The organism is Mucilaginibacter sp. UYCu711, from assembly GCF_050433825.1.
Taxonomy (GTDB): Bacteria; Bacteroidota; Bacteroidia; order Sphingobacteriales; family Sphingobacteriaceae; genus Mucilaginibacter.
Genome location: NZ_JBNPWM010000002.1, coordinates 1 through 17,017, shown reverse-complemented (window position 1 = coordinate 17,017; position 17,017 = coordinate 1). Strand labels below are relative to the sequence as shown.

The window sequence follows — 17,017 nt, the reverse complement described above, 5'->3', positions numbered from 1 at the left end:
ATAGAACAGGAGTTTCTGAACTATAAACTTTACCGCTCTTCAACAGGCAGCTGTTTAATCTCAATGTTCCTGAAATCTACCGGCTGGCCTTCGCTTTGCAGGGCTATGTAGCCGCTGGTTAACAATTTGCCATCCACCTTATATTTAGGATCGTAGCCTGTTGCTACACCGCCGCCAATGGTGGGTTTTGAGTATTGCAGCACGGTATCGCCGTTAATAATATGGGTTATCAGTTTACTACCCAAAACAATCAGTTCGCCTTTTACCCATTGGTCGCCATCATAAGTTTTTGATGTAGAGTTAATGCAATGATCGGGCGATACCCGGCCTTTATAAACAACATCAGTACCCGGCGAACACATATTGCCTGTCGGCCTTGATTTGCCATCGCCAAGGCCGCCCAATAGCTGCATTTCGATAGAGATTGGCCAGTCCTGGTTTTTAAGCATGGTGCGTGGGTCCTGCGAGTGGAACATCACCCCGCTGTTTAACAAGGTATAACTGGGTGCGCCTTGTTGCTGTTTACCAACAAAACGATACTCGAAACGTAAATGGAAATAAGAAAAAGGCGTTTTATAATATAAATGGCCAAACTGGTCGTTAAATTTTCCGTACTGATCATACCTGATCTTAATGATACCATCCTCAACCCTAAAGGTATTGCCAAAGTTGTCGCCTGTTTCGTGATGATTGATCTTAACAGTCCAATCGTTAATATTCTTACCATTAAAAAGTGTCTTCCAGCCCTTGTCGGCGTTGTTGCTGCTTAGTTGTTTAGGCCCGCTGCAGCCTAATATCAGGCAGCCGGTTAAAATTAAAATATAACGGGTTTTGGTAATTGAAGATAGGTTCATGTTTATTGATTTGGTTGGCTAAATGTAATTATTGGGATTGGTGATTACAACAGCCAGTTGGGCGGGTACCGGGTAATATTTGTCTTGACAATAAAGATAATCTTTCTTTTTATACGAAAATATATACATTTACTTGCAAGTCCCTGATTCATGCACAAGCCGTTTCTGTTTAATATTAAGTTAGCCGCGTTTTTACTTTTTATTTGTGCCGGGTTAAAAGCCCAGGACAGCCAGATAAAACCGGCATTTGATTTCCCAACCAAAGAGGTGTATGACCTTCATGTTGACAGGCATGGTTTTGTATGGATAGCCAGCGATTATGGTGTAGCGCGCTACGATGGGATTAATTGCGTCCATTTTAGCAGCCCGCTTCAAATTTCTTTAGGATGTACCAATTTACTGGAAGACAACTACGGCCGCATCTGGTTCAATAATTTCAACGGCCAGATCTTTTATATCGATCATGAAACGGTAACGCTGTTAAAAAGCTATAATTATAAAAATGAGAGCAATTTCCCCCGCCTGGTATTGTTCCATGACCAGCTTTTGGCCACCTCGGATAAGGGTTTGTTTGTGCTTGATACGCGAAACTTAACAGGCAGGTATATCAGCACCGGCACCTATACTTCCAGCCTGGCGGTATTAAAAGACCAGGTATTGGTTCATGGCGATAAAAAATGGTATTCGTATACAGGGGGTGCTGGCCTAAAAAAGCTGGCTTATAGCGGCGACGACCAAATTCCGGGCAATGTTTACACCGTGGCCCCCAATACTTACAAGGATACGGTGTACATGATGTCCAACCCTTCGGGCATAGTTAAAAAGCTGCTGCTGCAAAACGATACGGTTAAGCAGTACCGGCAACTTAAGTTTAACGGCTTTATCAACACGCTGTCTATCACCGCCGGCAACCAGTGGGTAAACACTAACGGTGGCAGCTACTCGCTTAAAAATGGTGAAAAAATAACGGGGTATAATTTATCCGATATCGTAACCGACCTGGAAGGCAACCGATGGTTAAGCAGTTTGTTCTACGGGTTGCTTATCCAGCCCAAAAAAGATATCGCCAATAAAACCATTGTACCGGCTTTAGCTGATGACGACCTGGTAGTAAGTATCAGAAGTTATAAAGAGCAGTTATTACTGGGCACCCAACAGGGCTTCCTGATGCTGTATGACCCGGTTTCCAAAAATATCGGCTTTAAGCTCAAGGTGTCCGCCACTGTCGGGTCTATCTTTAATATTACGGCTATTAGCGCGGATGAATATATTGTCGGCTGCGCTATCGCTACTTATATGGTGAATATCCCTACCCAAACAGTTACAGAACTGGCTGATATTAACTCGGTAAAGCAAGTCAGTTATGATGATAAAGCCATTTACATCGCTGCAACAAGCGGCGTGTTTATACTGCCAAAAGAAAAATCCGATCGGTTAAACAGGCAGCTTGGCGCCGCGTTTGGCCAGGTTTTAAAATACAGCCCGGCCGGTAATTATTTTTACCTGCGGCAGCGCAGCCGCGCTATCGCGTATTTCCCGGACCAGGCAGCTTTGTTCGTAACTTTTAAAAACAAGCTGTTTAAAATTGACAAAAATGGAATGAACCCGTTTTTGTTTAACAATAACGAGGTTTATGCCGCCTCATTAGCCTGCCTGGATCACCGGCTCTATATCGGCACCATCAGCAACGGTATGCTGGTGGTCGAAAAAAACGAGGTCAAACATATTTCTGCTCAAAACGGCCTGTTTTCCAGGTCGATATTTAAGCTTAAACCAACCGGCAAAAATTTATGGATCCTTGGCTCAGGTCCATTACAGCTATTTAACACCCAAAAAAGCATCCTGGTTGACAATTATACTTTCCCCGACCGCAGCGCGTCGCAGGTTTTTGATCTTGACCTGGCCGGCCAGCGCATCTATTTAGCTACCCCGACAGGGCTAGATAATTTCCCGCTGGTAAAAAACGCGGATAAGCGGCTGAAAAACTATCTCTTATCTGTTAAGGTCAACAATCAAACAGCAACCGCAAATAGCAGCCGTAAATTAGCCTACACCGAAAACAATGTCCTGTTTAACATCGGGGTCCCCGCTTATTTAAAAGCTAAGGACATTTATATCAAATATTGCCTGGCAACCAAAACCGACAGTACCTGGTTAACTACCGAACCCGGCGAGCGCACCATTCGCTTCTCGTCATTAATGCCCGGGAACTATAGTTTCAAAGCCATTGCAGTGGACCCCCGGCTGGGCGTGGCCGACACCATGATAAGCTATGATTTTACCATAGCCGAACCCTGGTGGGGCGGGATTGGCTTTAAAATAGTTTTAGTTTTTGTGTTCCTGGCAATCATTTTATACGGTTACGTAACAATGCTGCGTAAAAGATTAGCCTTAAAAAAGGCGTTTGATACGCAACAGCAACTGATCCTGGCTGAAAGACAAAGAATAAGCGCCGAAATGCATGACGATATCGGGTCGGGCGTGTTTGCTATCCATTCGTTTGCCCATGCCGCCGGCAAAAAAGAAAATGCCGGCCCCGAGATAAGCGAGATAGAAAATATGGTAACTGATCTTTCTGTAAAGATCCGCGATGTTATCTGGAGCACCAATGTGGGGTATGATAACCTGGAAAACCTTTTTTATTATACCTATCTGCAGATCAATAAACTATTTGAGCATTCTGAAATAAAGCTTGTATATGAGCTGCCCGAAGATATTATTGATTTAAAAATAACCGGGCTAAGCCGCAGAAACATTTACCTGTTGGTTAAAGAATTGGTGCATAACGCCATCAAGCACTCTAAAGCAAGCACGATAGCAGTAAAAACGTTCGCCGACGAGCAAACGCTCTATATTGCTGTTAATGATAACGGCGTAGGGATAAACCCGGATAATGCCCGGCCAAACGGTATGGGGCTTGGGAATATCAGGCAGAGGGTTGAAAAATTTGATGGCACCCTATCGATTGAAAATAACGAAGGTGCCCATATCAACATTAAGATACCGCTTAGTGCGCTGCAGGTTGTTGAATTTGACAAAAAGTTAAACAAATGGCAGTTATTTATAACCAGGCTTTTAAGGATTCCGACAGGTAAGGAGGGGGAGAAATAAGAGGGTAAGGATGGGTTTTTTATACCAACTTAAAACAGTGTGCTATTTAACGCAATAAGGCTGAATTGCGGTAAAAGCCCAATAAAGCCAACAACATAAGAATTATTTCTTATTTTATTTGGCTGACAATCAGTAAGTTAATAATTTCTTACATAAGAACCATTTCTTATATAAGAAATAGTTCTTATGTTTGAGCCATGAGAAAATCTGAACTATCTAAAACATTCAGGCTCAAGCATGTTTTGACTTTGTGGGTCGCTTTATGTAGCACCACTGCCCTGGCGCAACAGGGTTACAGCATCAAAGGGTCGGCAGCCGATACAGCCTCATTCAACAAGATGTTTAACAGCACAGTGTATGTGCTTAATGCCCGCGACTCCGTTATTCAGCAATATACTTATACAGACGGTGGGGGGACATTTGTAGTTAAAAGTCTGCCTTCGGGTAAATTTATTTTACTGGTTACTTACCCGGATTATGCTGACTATGCCGAAACCTTTACGCTGGATACGGCCAACCCGCTGCACGATTTTGGGAAGATAAACATGCAGCCAAGATCACGTCTGCTGCAAGAGGTGCTGATAAAAGGAAAAGTGACCGCCATTAAAATAAAAGGTGACACTACCGAATTTAATGCGAAAGCCTATGTGATACAACCTAATGATAAAGTGGAGGACCTGTTGCGCCAACTACCCGGTTTGCAGATAGACAGGAATGGCAAAATAACCGCCAACGGCGAAACGGTAACAAAAGTGCTGCTGGATGGTGAAGAGTTCTTTGGTGATGACCCGAAGCTGATCACTCGTAATATCCGTGCCGATATGGTTGACAAGATCCAGCTGTATGATAAAAAAAGCGATCAGGCCACTTTTACCGGGATAGACGATGGCGTAAAAACCAAAACCATAAATGTAAAGCTAAGGGAAGATAAAAATAAGGGCATGTTTGGCAAACTTGAAGCCGGAGCAGGTAACCCTGATTTATACGAGGGACAAGCGCTTTATAACCACTTTAAGCCCGGCGAGCGTTATGCGGCTTATGCCACAGCCGCCACTACCGGCAAAGTAAGCATTGGCCAGGGCGATAATAACCGCATAGGCGCTGCGAGCAATGTAGTACAGGTGGGCGATGTGATGATAGTACCTGCAGGCGTGGCAGATGAGCAGGACGGTTTTAACGGTACATATAATGGCCGTGGTTTCCCAACGGCCCGCACGGGCGGTATACATTACGATGCTAAGTGGAATACTAATAAAGATATATTGAATGCCAACTACAAAGTGGGTTACCTTGATGTTAATGGCCAGAATAAAGTAACAACCGACCGGGCTTTACCCTCGGCAACATTGCACAGCAATACCAATAAAAGCTTTGATAATTCCGCTTTCAGGCAAAAGTTAGATGGATCGTATACCTTTAGTCCTGACACTATATCAAATCTGAAGATAACGGCAGATGGCACACTTAAGTATGCTGATACTAAAAGCAACTACTTTACCACAACATCGCGCGATGGTATGTTGCTTAACCAAAACACACAAAGCCAAAGCAGCCACGATGATATAAGGATATTCAACATGAGCACGTTTTATACGCGTAAGCTTAAGGAGGGCCGCACTTTCTCATGGGCGGTATCAACTTTGTACAACAATAATAAAACAAGTGGCTACCAAAACTCGGCGCTCGATTTTTATAACGCATCGGGGGCCAAGGACAGCACAACACATATCGACCAGTATAAAACTACTAACCTTAGTGTTGCTTTAGTAAGCAGTAACATCACCTACACACAGCCGCTATCAAAAGCAATTGCGCTGGTGTTTAACTACGGTATCGGTATAAATAACAGCCATGCAAACCGTAATACATTTAGGCTTTCACCATCGGGTAGATATGATCAGCCGGACAGCGTCTACAGCAACAATTACCAGTTTAACCAGCTTACCAACCAGGTTGGTTCTGTATTAAGTTATCATCCAGGTAAGTCGGTCATAAACGTAGGTACAAGGTTGTATGTTGTTGATTTTAAGCAGCATAATCTTAACAACGGCAGCATATTTCGCCGTGATTTCCTGAACTGGGCGCCGCAATTAAATTATTCGTTACGCATATCACAGGCCCAAAACGTGTCGGTTAACTATTACGGGAGTACCATACAACCTACTATTGACCAGGTGCAGCCCGTGCGGGTTAATGACGATCCGCTGAATGTGATTTTGGGCAATCCGGTATTGCAGCCTTCCTTCTCGCACCGCATGAATGTGCGTTATCGCGGATCGGGCGGTTTGGGTGGTATATTTATTACACTAAGCGGCATGTATGGCTTTAACCCCAATGCCATTGTTAATACTGTCAATACCTCCTCCACCGGGAAAACTACTGTTTTGTATACTAACCTGCAAGGCGCAACACCCAATAATTATTCGTTCAGCGGTAACTTGTCTTTCAATATAAAACCATTAAAAATGAATGTTGAAATGGAATTGGATGCTTCGGGTGATAAGGGGTACAGTTACAGTAATAATGTGCTGGTTACTTCAACCAGCAATAACTATTCGGGCTATGTGCAATTACGAAAAAGCAAGGTAAAAACCTATGACCTATCGTTTGTGATAGGCCCTACCTATACATTGAGTAATTTTTCGCTGCAAAATCAAAACAACAATGCAGGGGGCTTGTATTCTGATGCATGGGCCCAGGTGTATCTTCCCGGTAAGTTTATTATATTTACATCATATAACTACAATTACCGCGGCGCAACTCAAAGCTTTGAGGCACAGTCGCGCTTTATCTGGAATGCCTCCCTATCACAAACCTTCCTAAAGAACGAGGCATTAAAGCTATCGCTTGCAGTGAATGACCTGCTTAATCAAAACGCTATACTTAACCGTAACATTACAGCCACATCTATTACACAAAGCAGTTATAGCAGTATCCGCAGATATTTCTTCCTGTCGCTTAGCTGGGACTTTAGCAAATTTGGCCCTACCACTCAAAAACAATAAACACATTATGAAACGCATTATATATATTACCTTATTTATCGCTATAAAAGTTTGCCATACTCAGGCCCAAACCGCACGTTTTACCTCAAGTGGTACCATTGATTTTGAAAAAAAGGTGAACACGTACGCGCTCATCAGGAAAGGGCAGATAAAAGGCAAGTTTGTTACGGGTAATGAGCAGCAGCTTTTTGAGCAATATCAGGTGTCAAACCCTCAATTCAGGACATTTAGAAGCACATTGACATTTAGTAATAACAACACACTTTTTACCCCGGTTGACAAGCAAACGGTAACAGGAAATGGCTTTAATATACCTATGGCCGGCCAAAATAACACTATTTACTGCGACCATAACACAGGTATTTCTATTGCGCAAAAAAGTGTTTTGGGGGATGATTTCCTGCTGACAGATAGTGTCCGCAAAATAAAATGGCGCCTTACTGATGAGACCCGCGAGATAGCCGGATATACCTGCCGCCGGGCCAATGGTGTAATGATGGACTCGATATACGTGGTAGCTTTTTTTACCGAGAAGATACACATAGCAGGCGGCCCTGAAAGTTTTGGCGGCTTGCCGGGTATGATACTGCAAGTGGCGCTGCCGCACGAGAATGTAACCTGGCTTGCGACACGGATATTGGATATGGCCATACCGCCCGCGGATATCAAACCGCCTAAAGGTGGCAAGACTATGGATAATAAAAAATTAATGGATGTGCTAAAAGACGCGCTACAGAATACGCAGCCCGCTCAGGCAGCCCTGACGATAAAAAACAGCTTGCTATAGGTAAGAATTATTTCTTATTATTGTTGTATGAAAACAAAGAAAGAAAAAAGCGCGTCGAACGAACCTACCAAGTCTGAACTGGAAATACTACAGGTGCTTTGGCAAAATGGTCCGTCTACCGCGCGTTTTATAAATGATTACCTGAATAAGGAAAAGCGCGAGGTGATATATATGTCTACTCTTAAACTGATGCAGATAATGGTAGAAAAAGGCTTGCTGAAAAAAGACGATAGCAAAATGACGCATGTTTACCGTGCTGCTGTAGAAGAAGGGAAGACCAAAGGTGCTTTATTGGAAAAAGTGGTAGACAACCTGTTTAACGGATCGGCAGCGGGATTGATGATGCAGTTGCTGGGTAATAAAAAGGTATCGCCCGAAGAAATGGAACAATACAAAGAGCTGATCAAAAAGATCGACGAAAAATAAAAACAAAAAGCTAATGAACACACAATTTATACACCGCTGGTTTAGTGATGGCGAAGTAAAAGCCATCTGCTGGACACTTATTCACTCCGTTTGGATAGGCCTGATCATCGCGGCCCTGGCCGGCCTGGTAATTGCCTTTACACGCAAAGCGGCACCGGCTATGCGGTATAAATTATTATGCAGTTTATTAGCGTTATTTGTTTGTGTAATGGGGTATACGCTGATATACGAGATCAGCAATAACTCCTTTACTGCTGCTCAAAACGGGTATAATCCCGGCACCATACCGGCCATACCCAACAATGGCGCGGTACCTGTACAAAATATTAGTAGCGGTACATATGTGCTAAACAGCTTTGCAATCTTGCTAAACCAAAATGCCGGATGGCTATTTGCTATATGGCTTATCTGCTTTATTTTTAAAAGCCTTAAGCTGGCAGGAGGTATGTTCTACATCAACCGTATCCGTAAACACCGTGTACATCAAATAAGTGCGGATTGGCAACACAAGGTACGCGCATATGCCCAAACCCTGGGTGTACGCAAGATGGTTAGCCTGCTACAGTCAGAGTTGGTTAAAGTGCCGGTTACGCTCGGTTATTTTAAACCGGTTATCATCCTGCCGGTGGGGTTGATATTCCAGTTATCAATAGAGCAAGTGGAAACCGTTTTATGGCATGAACTGGCGCACATTCGCCGCCGTGATTATTTTGTAAATATCTGGCAAAGTGTGGTAGAAGCCGTTTTCTTTTTTAACCCTGCTATTCTTTGGTTATCGGCCCTTATCCGCGAAGAAAGAGAAGCTTGCTGTGATGATATGGTACTTGCAAATGTACAACATAAAGGCAGCTATCTTGAAGCGCTGATTGCCTTTCAGGGCCAGCCGGATACAACAGGCGGCCTGGCAATGGCTTTAAGCCTGCGCCGCACGCAATTGATTGACCGGCTTAAACGTATGGTGAACAAAGAAAATAAACGGTTAAGTGTTGTCGAAATGTCAGTATTGTTAACCGGGGTATTGTTGCTATCCGCCTTCACTTTCATCCCGCAGGTAAAACCTGCGGTAAAAAGCAGTGTAACATTTATAGCCAGGACTATTGCACCGGTACTACCCCACCAAAACACTGAAAACCCGGCAGTAAAACAGGTAATCGCGATAGCAAAAAAAGTAGCGCCCGATACTGTATCGATAGCTAAACCTTCTGAACTGGCAGATACTACTTTAACCCTTAAACATATCTTGTACAAAAACACCAACGGTGATAAGAATAACCGTGATATGAATATAGTTGATAACCGCGATAACCGTTATCATATTATTGTTGCTGATGGTAAAATAACGCTTGTAGAAGTGAACGATAAAACGGTTGCTGAAGCCGAATTCAATAATTATATCAGCTTACTTAAACGTATCGATGCCGTGCAGGATAACAAGCATAGCAAATTAGCAATACAGTCGGCATCACCTGTAAAAAGTTTTAAAACAGATGCAGGCAAAGGCTTTAAAAAAGACCGCCGCGATTTAACTAAAGATACCGCGATGGCAAGTATCAGGCCTGCAGGTAAGAAGAAATTACCTGCCGACCCGCAAATACCTATACAAGTGGCCCGGGCACATGCCGTAATGGACGAACTTGTAAAAGCTAAAATAGTTGCAGACAGGGCAGGCATCCACTCTTTTAGTTTAAGTGATACCGAATTATATGTTAATAATCAAAAGCAGTCGCAGGCGCTACAGAAAAAATTGAAGGAAGCTTACGGGATAAAGCCTGAGAACGGGTTGTTTTATGCCACAGAAGGCAAGGGGGTTGTTTTTGATAAGGGGGACCTGTAGATTTAACGGGCAAACCAAGGCCGGCAATAATGAATGTTACTCAAATGCTTTTAGATGAAAATCTGAGGGTATTTAAACAATGGTTTGAATAAAAAACTATTCATAGCTTTATAGAACCGTGAAAGAGATAACAGACATACTAACCGCTTTTACCGAAGCCGCAAAGCAAGGCAAAAAAACCGCACTGGCTACGGTGGTTTTGGTTGAGGGGTCGGCCTACCGCCGGGCAGGCGCGCGCATGTTAATTACTGAGGATGGCCAGCTAACCGGCGCCATAAGCGGCGGCTGTTTAGAAGGTGATGCTTTGAGAAAAGCCCGCCTGGTGATACTACAGCAGCAACCCATGCTGGTAACTTACGACACTACCGACGATGATGATGCAAAACTGGGTGTCGGTTTAGGCTGCAACGGGATCATCCATATCCTGATAGAGCCAATTACCCAGCAGGCAAATAACCCCATAAACTTATTAAAGGCAATAGTAAATAACCGCAAGCCGGCGGTGCTGGTAACGCTGTTTTCTGTTGATGACCGCAAAGCGCCGCAACCGGGTACCTGTTTGTGCCTGACGGAAGACGATCGCCTGGTAAACGGAATAGCTAACGCGCCTTACCTGGATACCCTGCAAAGCGACACGCAGGAGGTATTAAAGAATCAACGGTCGGCAAATAATAGTTATACTGATGGCGCGACTTATACCGCGTTTATGGAGTACGTAAAGCCTGTGATCTCGCTGGTAATAATCGGGGCGGGTAATGATGCCATCCCCCTAACCCAAATAGCGGCTGTGTTAGGCTGGGATATTACGGTTATTGATGGCCGTAACAACTACGCCCTGCCCGGGCGTTTCCCATCGGCAAAGAAAGTAATTGTTGCCCGGCCCGAACAGGTGCTGGGTCATATCGAATTAACCGAGTGGACCGCCATTGTGCTGATGACCCATAATTATATCTATGAGCTAAACCTGTTAAAAGAACTCTTGCCTTTGGCCCTATCCTACATCGGCATCCTCGGCCCCAAAAAGAAACTGGAGCGGATGCTAACCGAGCTGGAGGACACCGGCACAAAAATAACCCCGGAGCAACTGGAGAAAATTTATGGCCCGGTGGGATTGGATATCGGGTCGGAAGGGGCGGAAGAAATTGCCTTGGCGATAGTCGCGGAAATCAAGGCGGTGCTGTCTGCAAGGAACGGTTTATCACTTCGCAATAAAGTAGTCGCAATTCATGGAATATAACGGCTTAAATGGCAACACACGGTGCTTATATGGGTACAAAAGGTGCTTATATGGGTATAAATGGTTGTTTTTTGCACCTTTTTTTATGGCGATATTTTTTGTGCAACCTGCCAAAGCCGCGACCGGGAAACAGGAGCTGATCGAGGCTTTTTTAAAGGATGTCATCAACGTAAACATACCCGCCGAAACCCTGATGAAAAAATATCTATGCGCTGCAAATAAGGACACCCAACAAGCCCTTGACCTGGAGCTTTACCGGTTAAGGATGAAGTTGCTTGGGCAATCTAAAAAGGTAACCAGTCATTTCGGCGAATACCTGAAAACCTATAATGAACTGCCTGAAAATGAGCGTGATATATTAACGGGCAAAGCCGATGAGGACAGTATTTTCAGCTTCAAAGGCGAGCAGGGTATAGCCTTCCTGATATTAATTAAGGAGGATAAGATCGCCTCTTTTACAACCGTGAAGAAAGGAAATGCACGGGTATTTATCACCTGGTGTAACTAAGGATGACAGCGTTAATTATACTCGCGGCGGGCGCATCAAGCAGGTTAGGGTTTCCCAAGCAGACGCTTTTGTATAAGGGCAAGACCTTACTGGAGATAGCTATTGAGGCCGGGCTAAAATCCAAGTGCCGCCCTGTTACGGTGGTGCTGGGTTCCAGTGCTGACAAGATCGAACCGGGGATAAAAAACTATAATATTGACATCATCCACAACCCCGATTGGCAGGCTGGCATGGGTTCATCCATCGCGTTAGCAATAAAAGAGATACAGAAAAATGAGGGTGTAAGTCAGGTAGTTATCATGTTGTGCGACCAGCCCTTTGTCACCAGCCGGTTGATTGATAGCCTGCTCTATAAACAGCAGGAAACCAATAAAAAGATCATTGCCTGTACCTATAATGACACTATTGGCGTGCCGGTGCTGTTTAACCGAAAGCTATTTGATGAGTTGACTTTACTACAGGGACAGGAAGGCGCCAAAAAGGTATTGAACGCCCATCCTGATGACATCTCGACCATGCCTTTTGAAAAAGGCGGGGTAGATATTGATACCGTTGGTGACTATGAGGCATTGCTAAGAAACGCTTGATTTAGGCCTGATTTGTTTACTTTATGCCGATAAAACTATTGCTTCAAACAGTTAATTTGGACGTAGTTAAATAATCAAATCAACAACAATGGATCAAGAGCAACTATTCGTAAAAATGGCCGTCGACGGCTGGAACCAGCAAGTTAAATTCACCAATGATACATTGGATAAGATCTCCGATGAGGAATTGCTTAACGAGATATCGCCGGGAAAAAACAGGGGCATTTATTTACTTGGACACTTGGTTGCTGTGCATGACCGCATGTTGCCTTTGCTGCGTTTTGAGGACGCATCATATCCGGAATTAGTGCCTCCCTTTATAGAAGCGCCGGATAAAACAATTGCTGATCTTCCGCCGGTTAGCCAGTTAAGGGAGCAATGGAACATCGTAAATGACAAACTTGCCGCACATATTAACAGCTTAAAACCCGCCGATTGGTTTACACGCCACGCCAGCGTTTCGGAAGAAGATTTTACAAAAGAGCCGCACCGGAACCGTCTTAATGTTTTAATGGGGCGTACAAGCCACCTGGCTAATCATAGGGGCCAAATAGTTTTATTAGTGCAACAAAGCCAATAAATGTTTAAGTGGATAATAGTTATCGGATTAACTCTCTCTCAGCTGCCTCGCTACCTTTTTTATAAACAAATAATTAGCCGAACCGCCGATCACTGCACCTACTACGGGTACCAGCCGCTCGGCGGTTTTAGAGCCGAGGTTGAGCAACAGTTTTTCTGCCACTTCTTCCATAATATTTTTAGTAACCGTTACGCCGGCATCTACTTTTAGTGAGGATGCTACGATCTTAAAGAAATCATTGAATTTTACCTCATAGCGGCCGGTTTTGTGGTAGTTTATAGCCAGTGTGACCCTAAACTGCTGCGTCACCAGGTTGATCATATCAAGCGGCACGCCAACTATCATGGTGGCCAGTCCGCCGGCACCGGCCATTGCGCCGCTACCGGCCGCTAATAGCGCGCATTGGTTAACAAACTTGTTAATACCCAGCTCATCGACACCTTTTTTAATGCCCAGCTGATCTATATGGCTGTAAATATTTTTAAAGCCGCCTTTAGCCAGGTTCTTAAAACCCTGCTTCACATCGGCCTTAAATTTAACAAGATTGAAATTAGGTAACAGTGGTATGGTGTTCATGGTATAACAACGTTTATTAATGATTGCTATTACCGTGCCACAAACTATTTACGCCTTCTCAAACTCAAACGGCAGCTTCCTATACCTTATCCCCGTAGCCGCAAAAACCGCGTTACCCACTGCCGGTGCAATTGGCGGCAAGCCTGGTTCACCCAGGCCGGTTGGGGCATCTTCTGACGGCACAAATTTTACGATAACTTCTATCGGCGCATGTTTCATCCGCAGGAATTTATAGGTGTTGAAGTTTTTTTGCTCCACCGCGCCCTTATCAAAGGTAACCTTGCTGAACAGCGCATGGCTTAACCCGTCGATTATTGCGCCTTCCACCTGTGTTTCGGCACCGCTTTGGTTAACAACGCGGCCGCAGTTAATGGCACTGTAAACTTTGGTTACCCGCAGTTTACCGTTCTTCATTTTGGTAACCTCGGCCACGTGGGCAGCATAGGTGCTGAACGAGTAATGCGCCGCGAAACCCAAGTACGTATTCGGCTTTTGGGGTTTGCCCCAGCCGCTTATCTGCGCTACCAGGTCAAGCACGCTTTTATATTTTACCGGATCGTAACTTAGACCTTTACCTACAGGTTGGTTCTTGCCTTTTTCAATCAGCTCTAATCTTAATGCAATCGGGTCCTTTTTCATAGCGTGGGCCAGCTCATCCAGGAAACTCTCATCAGCAAAAGCTACCGAGTTGGATGTAGGCGCACGCCACGGACCGGTCTGTATATTAGTTTTCAAACTATGGTTATCGGCCCTGTAATTAGCAATACTTGCCGCCGGGAAACCATCAGGCTTACCTGCCGAACCACCTGCTAATACAGCACCGTTAAAGTGCCAGGCAGCAATCTCGTTAGTTATTGGATTAACTGCCGCGCGATATTTAAACATACTTGCCGGGCGGTAAAAATCGCCCTGCATGTCGTCCTCGCGCATCCATAACATTTGTACGGGCACCTTTGCGGCTTGGGATATAAGCGCAGCTTCCACACCGTTGTCTGATTGCAGTTTACGGCCAAAACCACCACCTTGCCGTGGCATGCCTAAGGTTATATTAGCTTCGGGCACATTCAATGCTTTGGCTACATCGCCGCGCAATCTTGACGGTACCTGTGTTGGCCCATAAAGCTCAACCTTATCCCCTTTAACATCAGCAAAAAAGTTAAGCGGCTCCATATTGGCATGCGACAGTGCGGGCACTTCGTAAGTGGCCTCAACTATCTTATAAGCTGCATTAGCTAACGCGATTTCAATATCACCGTCATTACGGCCGGGACGGTCGCTTTTGTTACTTAGCAGTTCGGCAAATGACGCATCGTGGTCGGCCGTGCTTTCCAGTTTGCTTTCGTCCTGCCATTCTACTTTCAGCACGTCGCGGCCTTTTTTGGCGGCCCAGGTATTGGTTGCCAGTACGGCCACCACATTATGCGCCTGCACCACATTTTTAACGCCGTTTACCTTGCGGGTTTCGGTATCATCAAATGATTTTAGGGTTTTGCCGAACGCCGGCGGGCGCGCCACTATCGCGTACAACATACCCTCGCGGCGGGTATCGATACCATACAGCGGCTGACCGGTTATGATCTTATGGTTATCAATATTATGTACCCGCGTACCTATTATTTTAAAGTCTTTAGGGTCCTTTAACGGCACGTTGGTTGGCACAGGCAGTGTTGCGGCTTTGGCTGCCAGCTCGCCGTAGGAGAGTTTTTTTCCGGTTGGTTTATGGATCACGAAGGCGTTTTCGGCAGTGCATTCGCTATCGGGTACGCCCCATTGCCGGGCCGCCGCGGTTATCAGCATTGTCCGTGCTGTTGCGCCTGCGGTACGTATCGGCATAAATCGGCCGCGCACCGCGCCGCTGCCGCCTGCAACCTGCGCGCCGAATTTGCTTGGGTCAAGCGGTGCCATTTCAACATGCACCTTATCCCATTGTACATCCAGCTCCTCGGCCAATATCATCGGCAGGGCGGTTTTTACGCCCTGGCCTATCTCCGGATTTGGCGACATCAGCGTTATCAATCCATTGGCATCAATAGATACATAGGCATTTGGCGAAAATAAGGTATCGGCCAAATGCTGCGCCGGGTTAGCATCTGCCAGTAAATGGAATCCAAACATTACGCCGCCGCCGGCTATGGCGCTTACTTTTAAAAAGTTACGCCTTGAAAATCCTTGCTCGCTCATTTGGTTGTCGCTCCTTTCTTAGCCGCTAAGTGTATGGCCTTGCGGATACGGTAATGCGTACCGCAACGGCAAATATTATTCATGGCCAAATCAATATCATCATCTGTTGGGTGCGGGTTTTGTTTGATGAGCGCGGCGGCGGCCATTATCTGCCCGCTTTGGCAATAGCCGCATTGTGGTACATCCATCTCGCTCCAGGCAACTTGCACCGGGTGAGTACCCTCTTTACTTAACCCTTCTATGGTGGTGATCTTTGAATCTTTAACCTCAGACACCGGCAACTGGCAGCTTCGCGTAGCGAATCCATTAAAATGGATAGTACACGCGCCGCATTGTGCAATGCCGCAGCCAAACTTTGTCCCCACCAGGTTTAAATGATCGCGCAGCACCCACAGCATCGGGGTGTCAGGGTCGGCATCAACAGTAAGTACTTTATTGTTGACGTTCAGTTTAAAAGTAGCCATATTAAGATCGTTTAATTATTGCTTAGGTAAAGCTATTGGTTATTTAATTGGGATGCAAGCACTTTATTGCTGATGGTTAAAATGTTACAAGGGGTGATGGTGGGGGAAATGTGGGAGGATAGTATGGGCGTTGCCTGCGGCCCGGGCTTTACGCTCATACGCCGCAAGGCCTTAGGCTCGGGGCCGGTCCAAAGGACTCCTTCGGAGTATCCGCTTCAATCTAACGCAAGGTTTGCATAATCACAGCCCATTTACCGCGCAATAACCCTGTTTTGTTTCACGTGCGTGTGAAACAGATGAAACACGTGAAACAAGATTTTTGCCGAACCGTCTCACATATAGCTGAATATAAAAAGCCAGTGAAACAAAATGAAACAAAATTAGCAGGTTAATCAATTGATATTTAAGGTGTTATTAAAAATAATTGATGTTTAAACATGTAAGCCGAATCGGCAATAATATATCCCGCTTTTCTGCCTAATAATACCAGGGTTTACCCGTATAAATCAAAAAAAGTAAGTGTTTTACTGTTTTTACTCCCGCCGTTCGCAGCCATTATTGATAACACCAACAAGGGCAGGAGACTATCGTAAGCCAAACAACACCTGCACGTGTAGCCGCAGGCTACAGGCATAATGGTCCGAAGTTATAAACTTCGGACAGCGGGGAACGAAGCAATCTCTACACAAGCTAATCAATCAGCTATAGGGTTGTAAAGGCACAAGTAGCCTTTGCCCGCATGCCTGCCCGACATACTTGCGCCAGCGGGGGAGGAACGAAGCAATCTCTACACAAGCTAATCAATCAGCTATAGGGTTGTAAAGGCACAAGTAGCCTTTGCCCGCATGCCTGCCCGACATACTTGCG

Annotated in this window: 13 protein-coding genes; 9 read left to right on the top strand and 4 right to left on the bottom strand. The window is 45.1% G+C overall.

Annotated elements, in window-relative coordinates; translation table 11 throughout:
- Positions 1–29 precede the first annotated feature (29 nt).
- Entirely contained in the window at positions 30–854 is an 825-nt protein-coding gene (locus ABIB50_RS04070; RefSeq protein ID WP_429377489.1) for a 3-keto-disaccharide hydrolase, read from the bottom strand.
- Positions 855–1,004: 150 nt separating this feature from the next.
- On the opposite strand from ABIB50_RS04070, the gene ABIB50_RS04065 reads away from it, so the two are divergent.
- The 9 genes from ABIB50_RS04065 to ABIB50_RS04025 all read left to right on the top strand — a co-directional run bounded on the left by ABIB50_RS04065 (position 1,005) and on the right by ABIB50_RS04025 (position 12,929).
- Complete coding sequence (locus ABIB50_RS04065) at positions 1,005–3,965, top strand: sensor histidine kinase (protein WP_429377488.1); 2,961 nt, start codon at positions 1,005–1,007, stop codon at positions 3,963–3,965.
- Positions 3,966–4,162: 197 nt separating this feature from the next.
- Entirely contained in the window at positions 4,163–6,970 is a 2,808-nt protein-coding gene (locus ABIB50_RS04060; RefSeq protein WP_429377487.1) for an outer membrane beta-barrel protein, read from the top strand.
- 7 nt (positions 6,971–6,977) lie between these two features.
- Positions 6,978–7,757: a GLPGLI family protein gene (locus ABIB50_RS04055; RefSeq protein ID WP_429377485.1), complete on the top strand. Its 780-nt coding sequence runs from the start codon at positions 6,978–6,980 to the stop codon at positions 7,755–7,757.
- A 27-nt stretch (positions 7,758–7,784) separates the two neighbouring features.
- Positions 7,785–8,183, top strand: a complete 399-nt coding sequence (locus ABIB50_RS04050) for a BlaI/MecI/CopY family transcriptional regulator (RefSeq protein ID WP_429377484.1) — start codon at positions 7,785–7,787, stop codon at positions 8,181–8,183.
- A 13-nt stretch (positions 8,184–8,196) separates the two neighbouring features.
- A complete protein-coding gene (locus ABIB50_RS04045; protein WP_429377482.1) occupies positions 8,197–10,017 on the top strand; it encodes a M56 family metallopeptidase in 1,821 nt (606 codons plus the stop codon).
- A gap of 118 nt (positions 10,018–10,135) precedes the next feature.
- Positions 10,136–11,254, top strand: a complete 1,119-nt coding sequence (locus ABIB50_RS04040) for an XdhC family protein (protein WP_429377481.1) — start codon at positions 10,136–10,138, stop codon at positions 11,252–11,254.
- A gap of 85 nt (positions 11,255–11,339) precedes the next feature.
- Positions 11,340–11,762: a hypothetical protein gene (locus ABIB50_RS04035; protein WP_429377479.1), complete on the top strand. Its 423-nt coding sequence runs from the start codon at positions 11,340–11,342 to the stop codon at positions 11,760–11,762.
- 2 nt (positions 11,763–11,764) lie between these two features.
- Positions 11,765–12,349: a nucleotidyltransferase family protein gene (locus tag ABIB50_RS04030; RefSeq protein WP_429377477.1), complete on the top strand. Its 585-nt coding sequence runs from the start codon at positions 11,765–11,767 to the stop codon at positions 12,347–12,349.
- Between the two features lie 88 nt (positions 12,350–12,437).
- Positions 12,438–12,929 (top strand): DinB family protein, encoded by a 492-nt coding sequence (locus ABIB50_RS04025; RefSeq protein ID WP_429377476.1) that lies wholly within the window; start codon positions 12,438–12,440, stop codon positions 12,927–12,929.
- A 27-nt stretch (positions 12,930–12,956) separates the two neighbouring features.
- On the opposite strand, the gene ABIB50_RS04020 is transcribed toward ABIB50_RS04025, so the two are convergent.
- From ABIB50_RS04020 to ABIB50_RS04010, 3 genes are read right to left on the bottom strand one after another with little or no spacing between them, the layout of a single operon-like run.
- On the bottom strand, positions 12,957–13,505 hold the full coding sequence (locus ABIB50_RS04020) for a hypothetical protein (protein ID WP_429377474.1): 549 nt from the start codon (positions 13,503–13,505) through the stop codon (positions 12,957–12,959).
- A gap of 48 nt (positions 13,506–13,553) precedes the next feature.
- The gene (locus tag ABIB50_RS04015; protein WP_429377472.1) at positions 13,554–15,686 is read right to left on the bottom strand and encodes a molybdopterin cofactor-binding domain-containing protein; all 2,133 of its coding nucleotides are present in this window, start codon (positions 15,684–15,686) and stop codon (positions 13,554–13,556) included.
- Positions 15,683–16,150 carry a (2Fe-2S)-binding protein gene (locus tag ABIB50_RS04010; RefSeq protein WP_429377471.1) on the bottom strand — a complete coding sequence of 156 codons (468 nt, stop codon included), beginning with the start codon at positions 16,148–16,150 and terminating at the stop codon, positions 15,683–15,685. The genes ABIB50_RS04015 and ABIB50_RS04010 overlap by 4 nt, the downstream gene beginning before the upstream one ends.
- Positions 16,151–17,017: the final 867 nt, after the last annotated feature.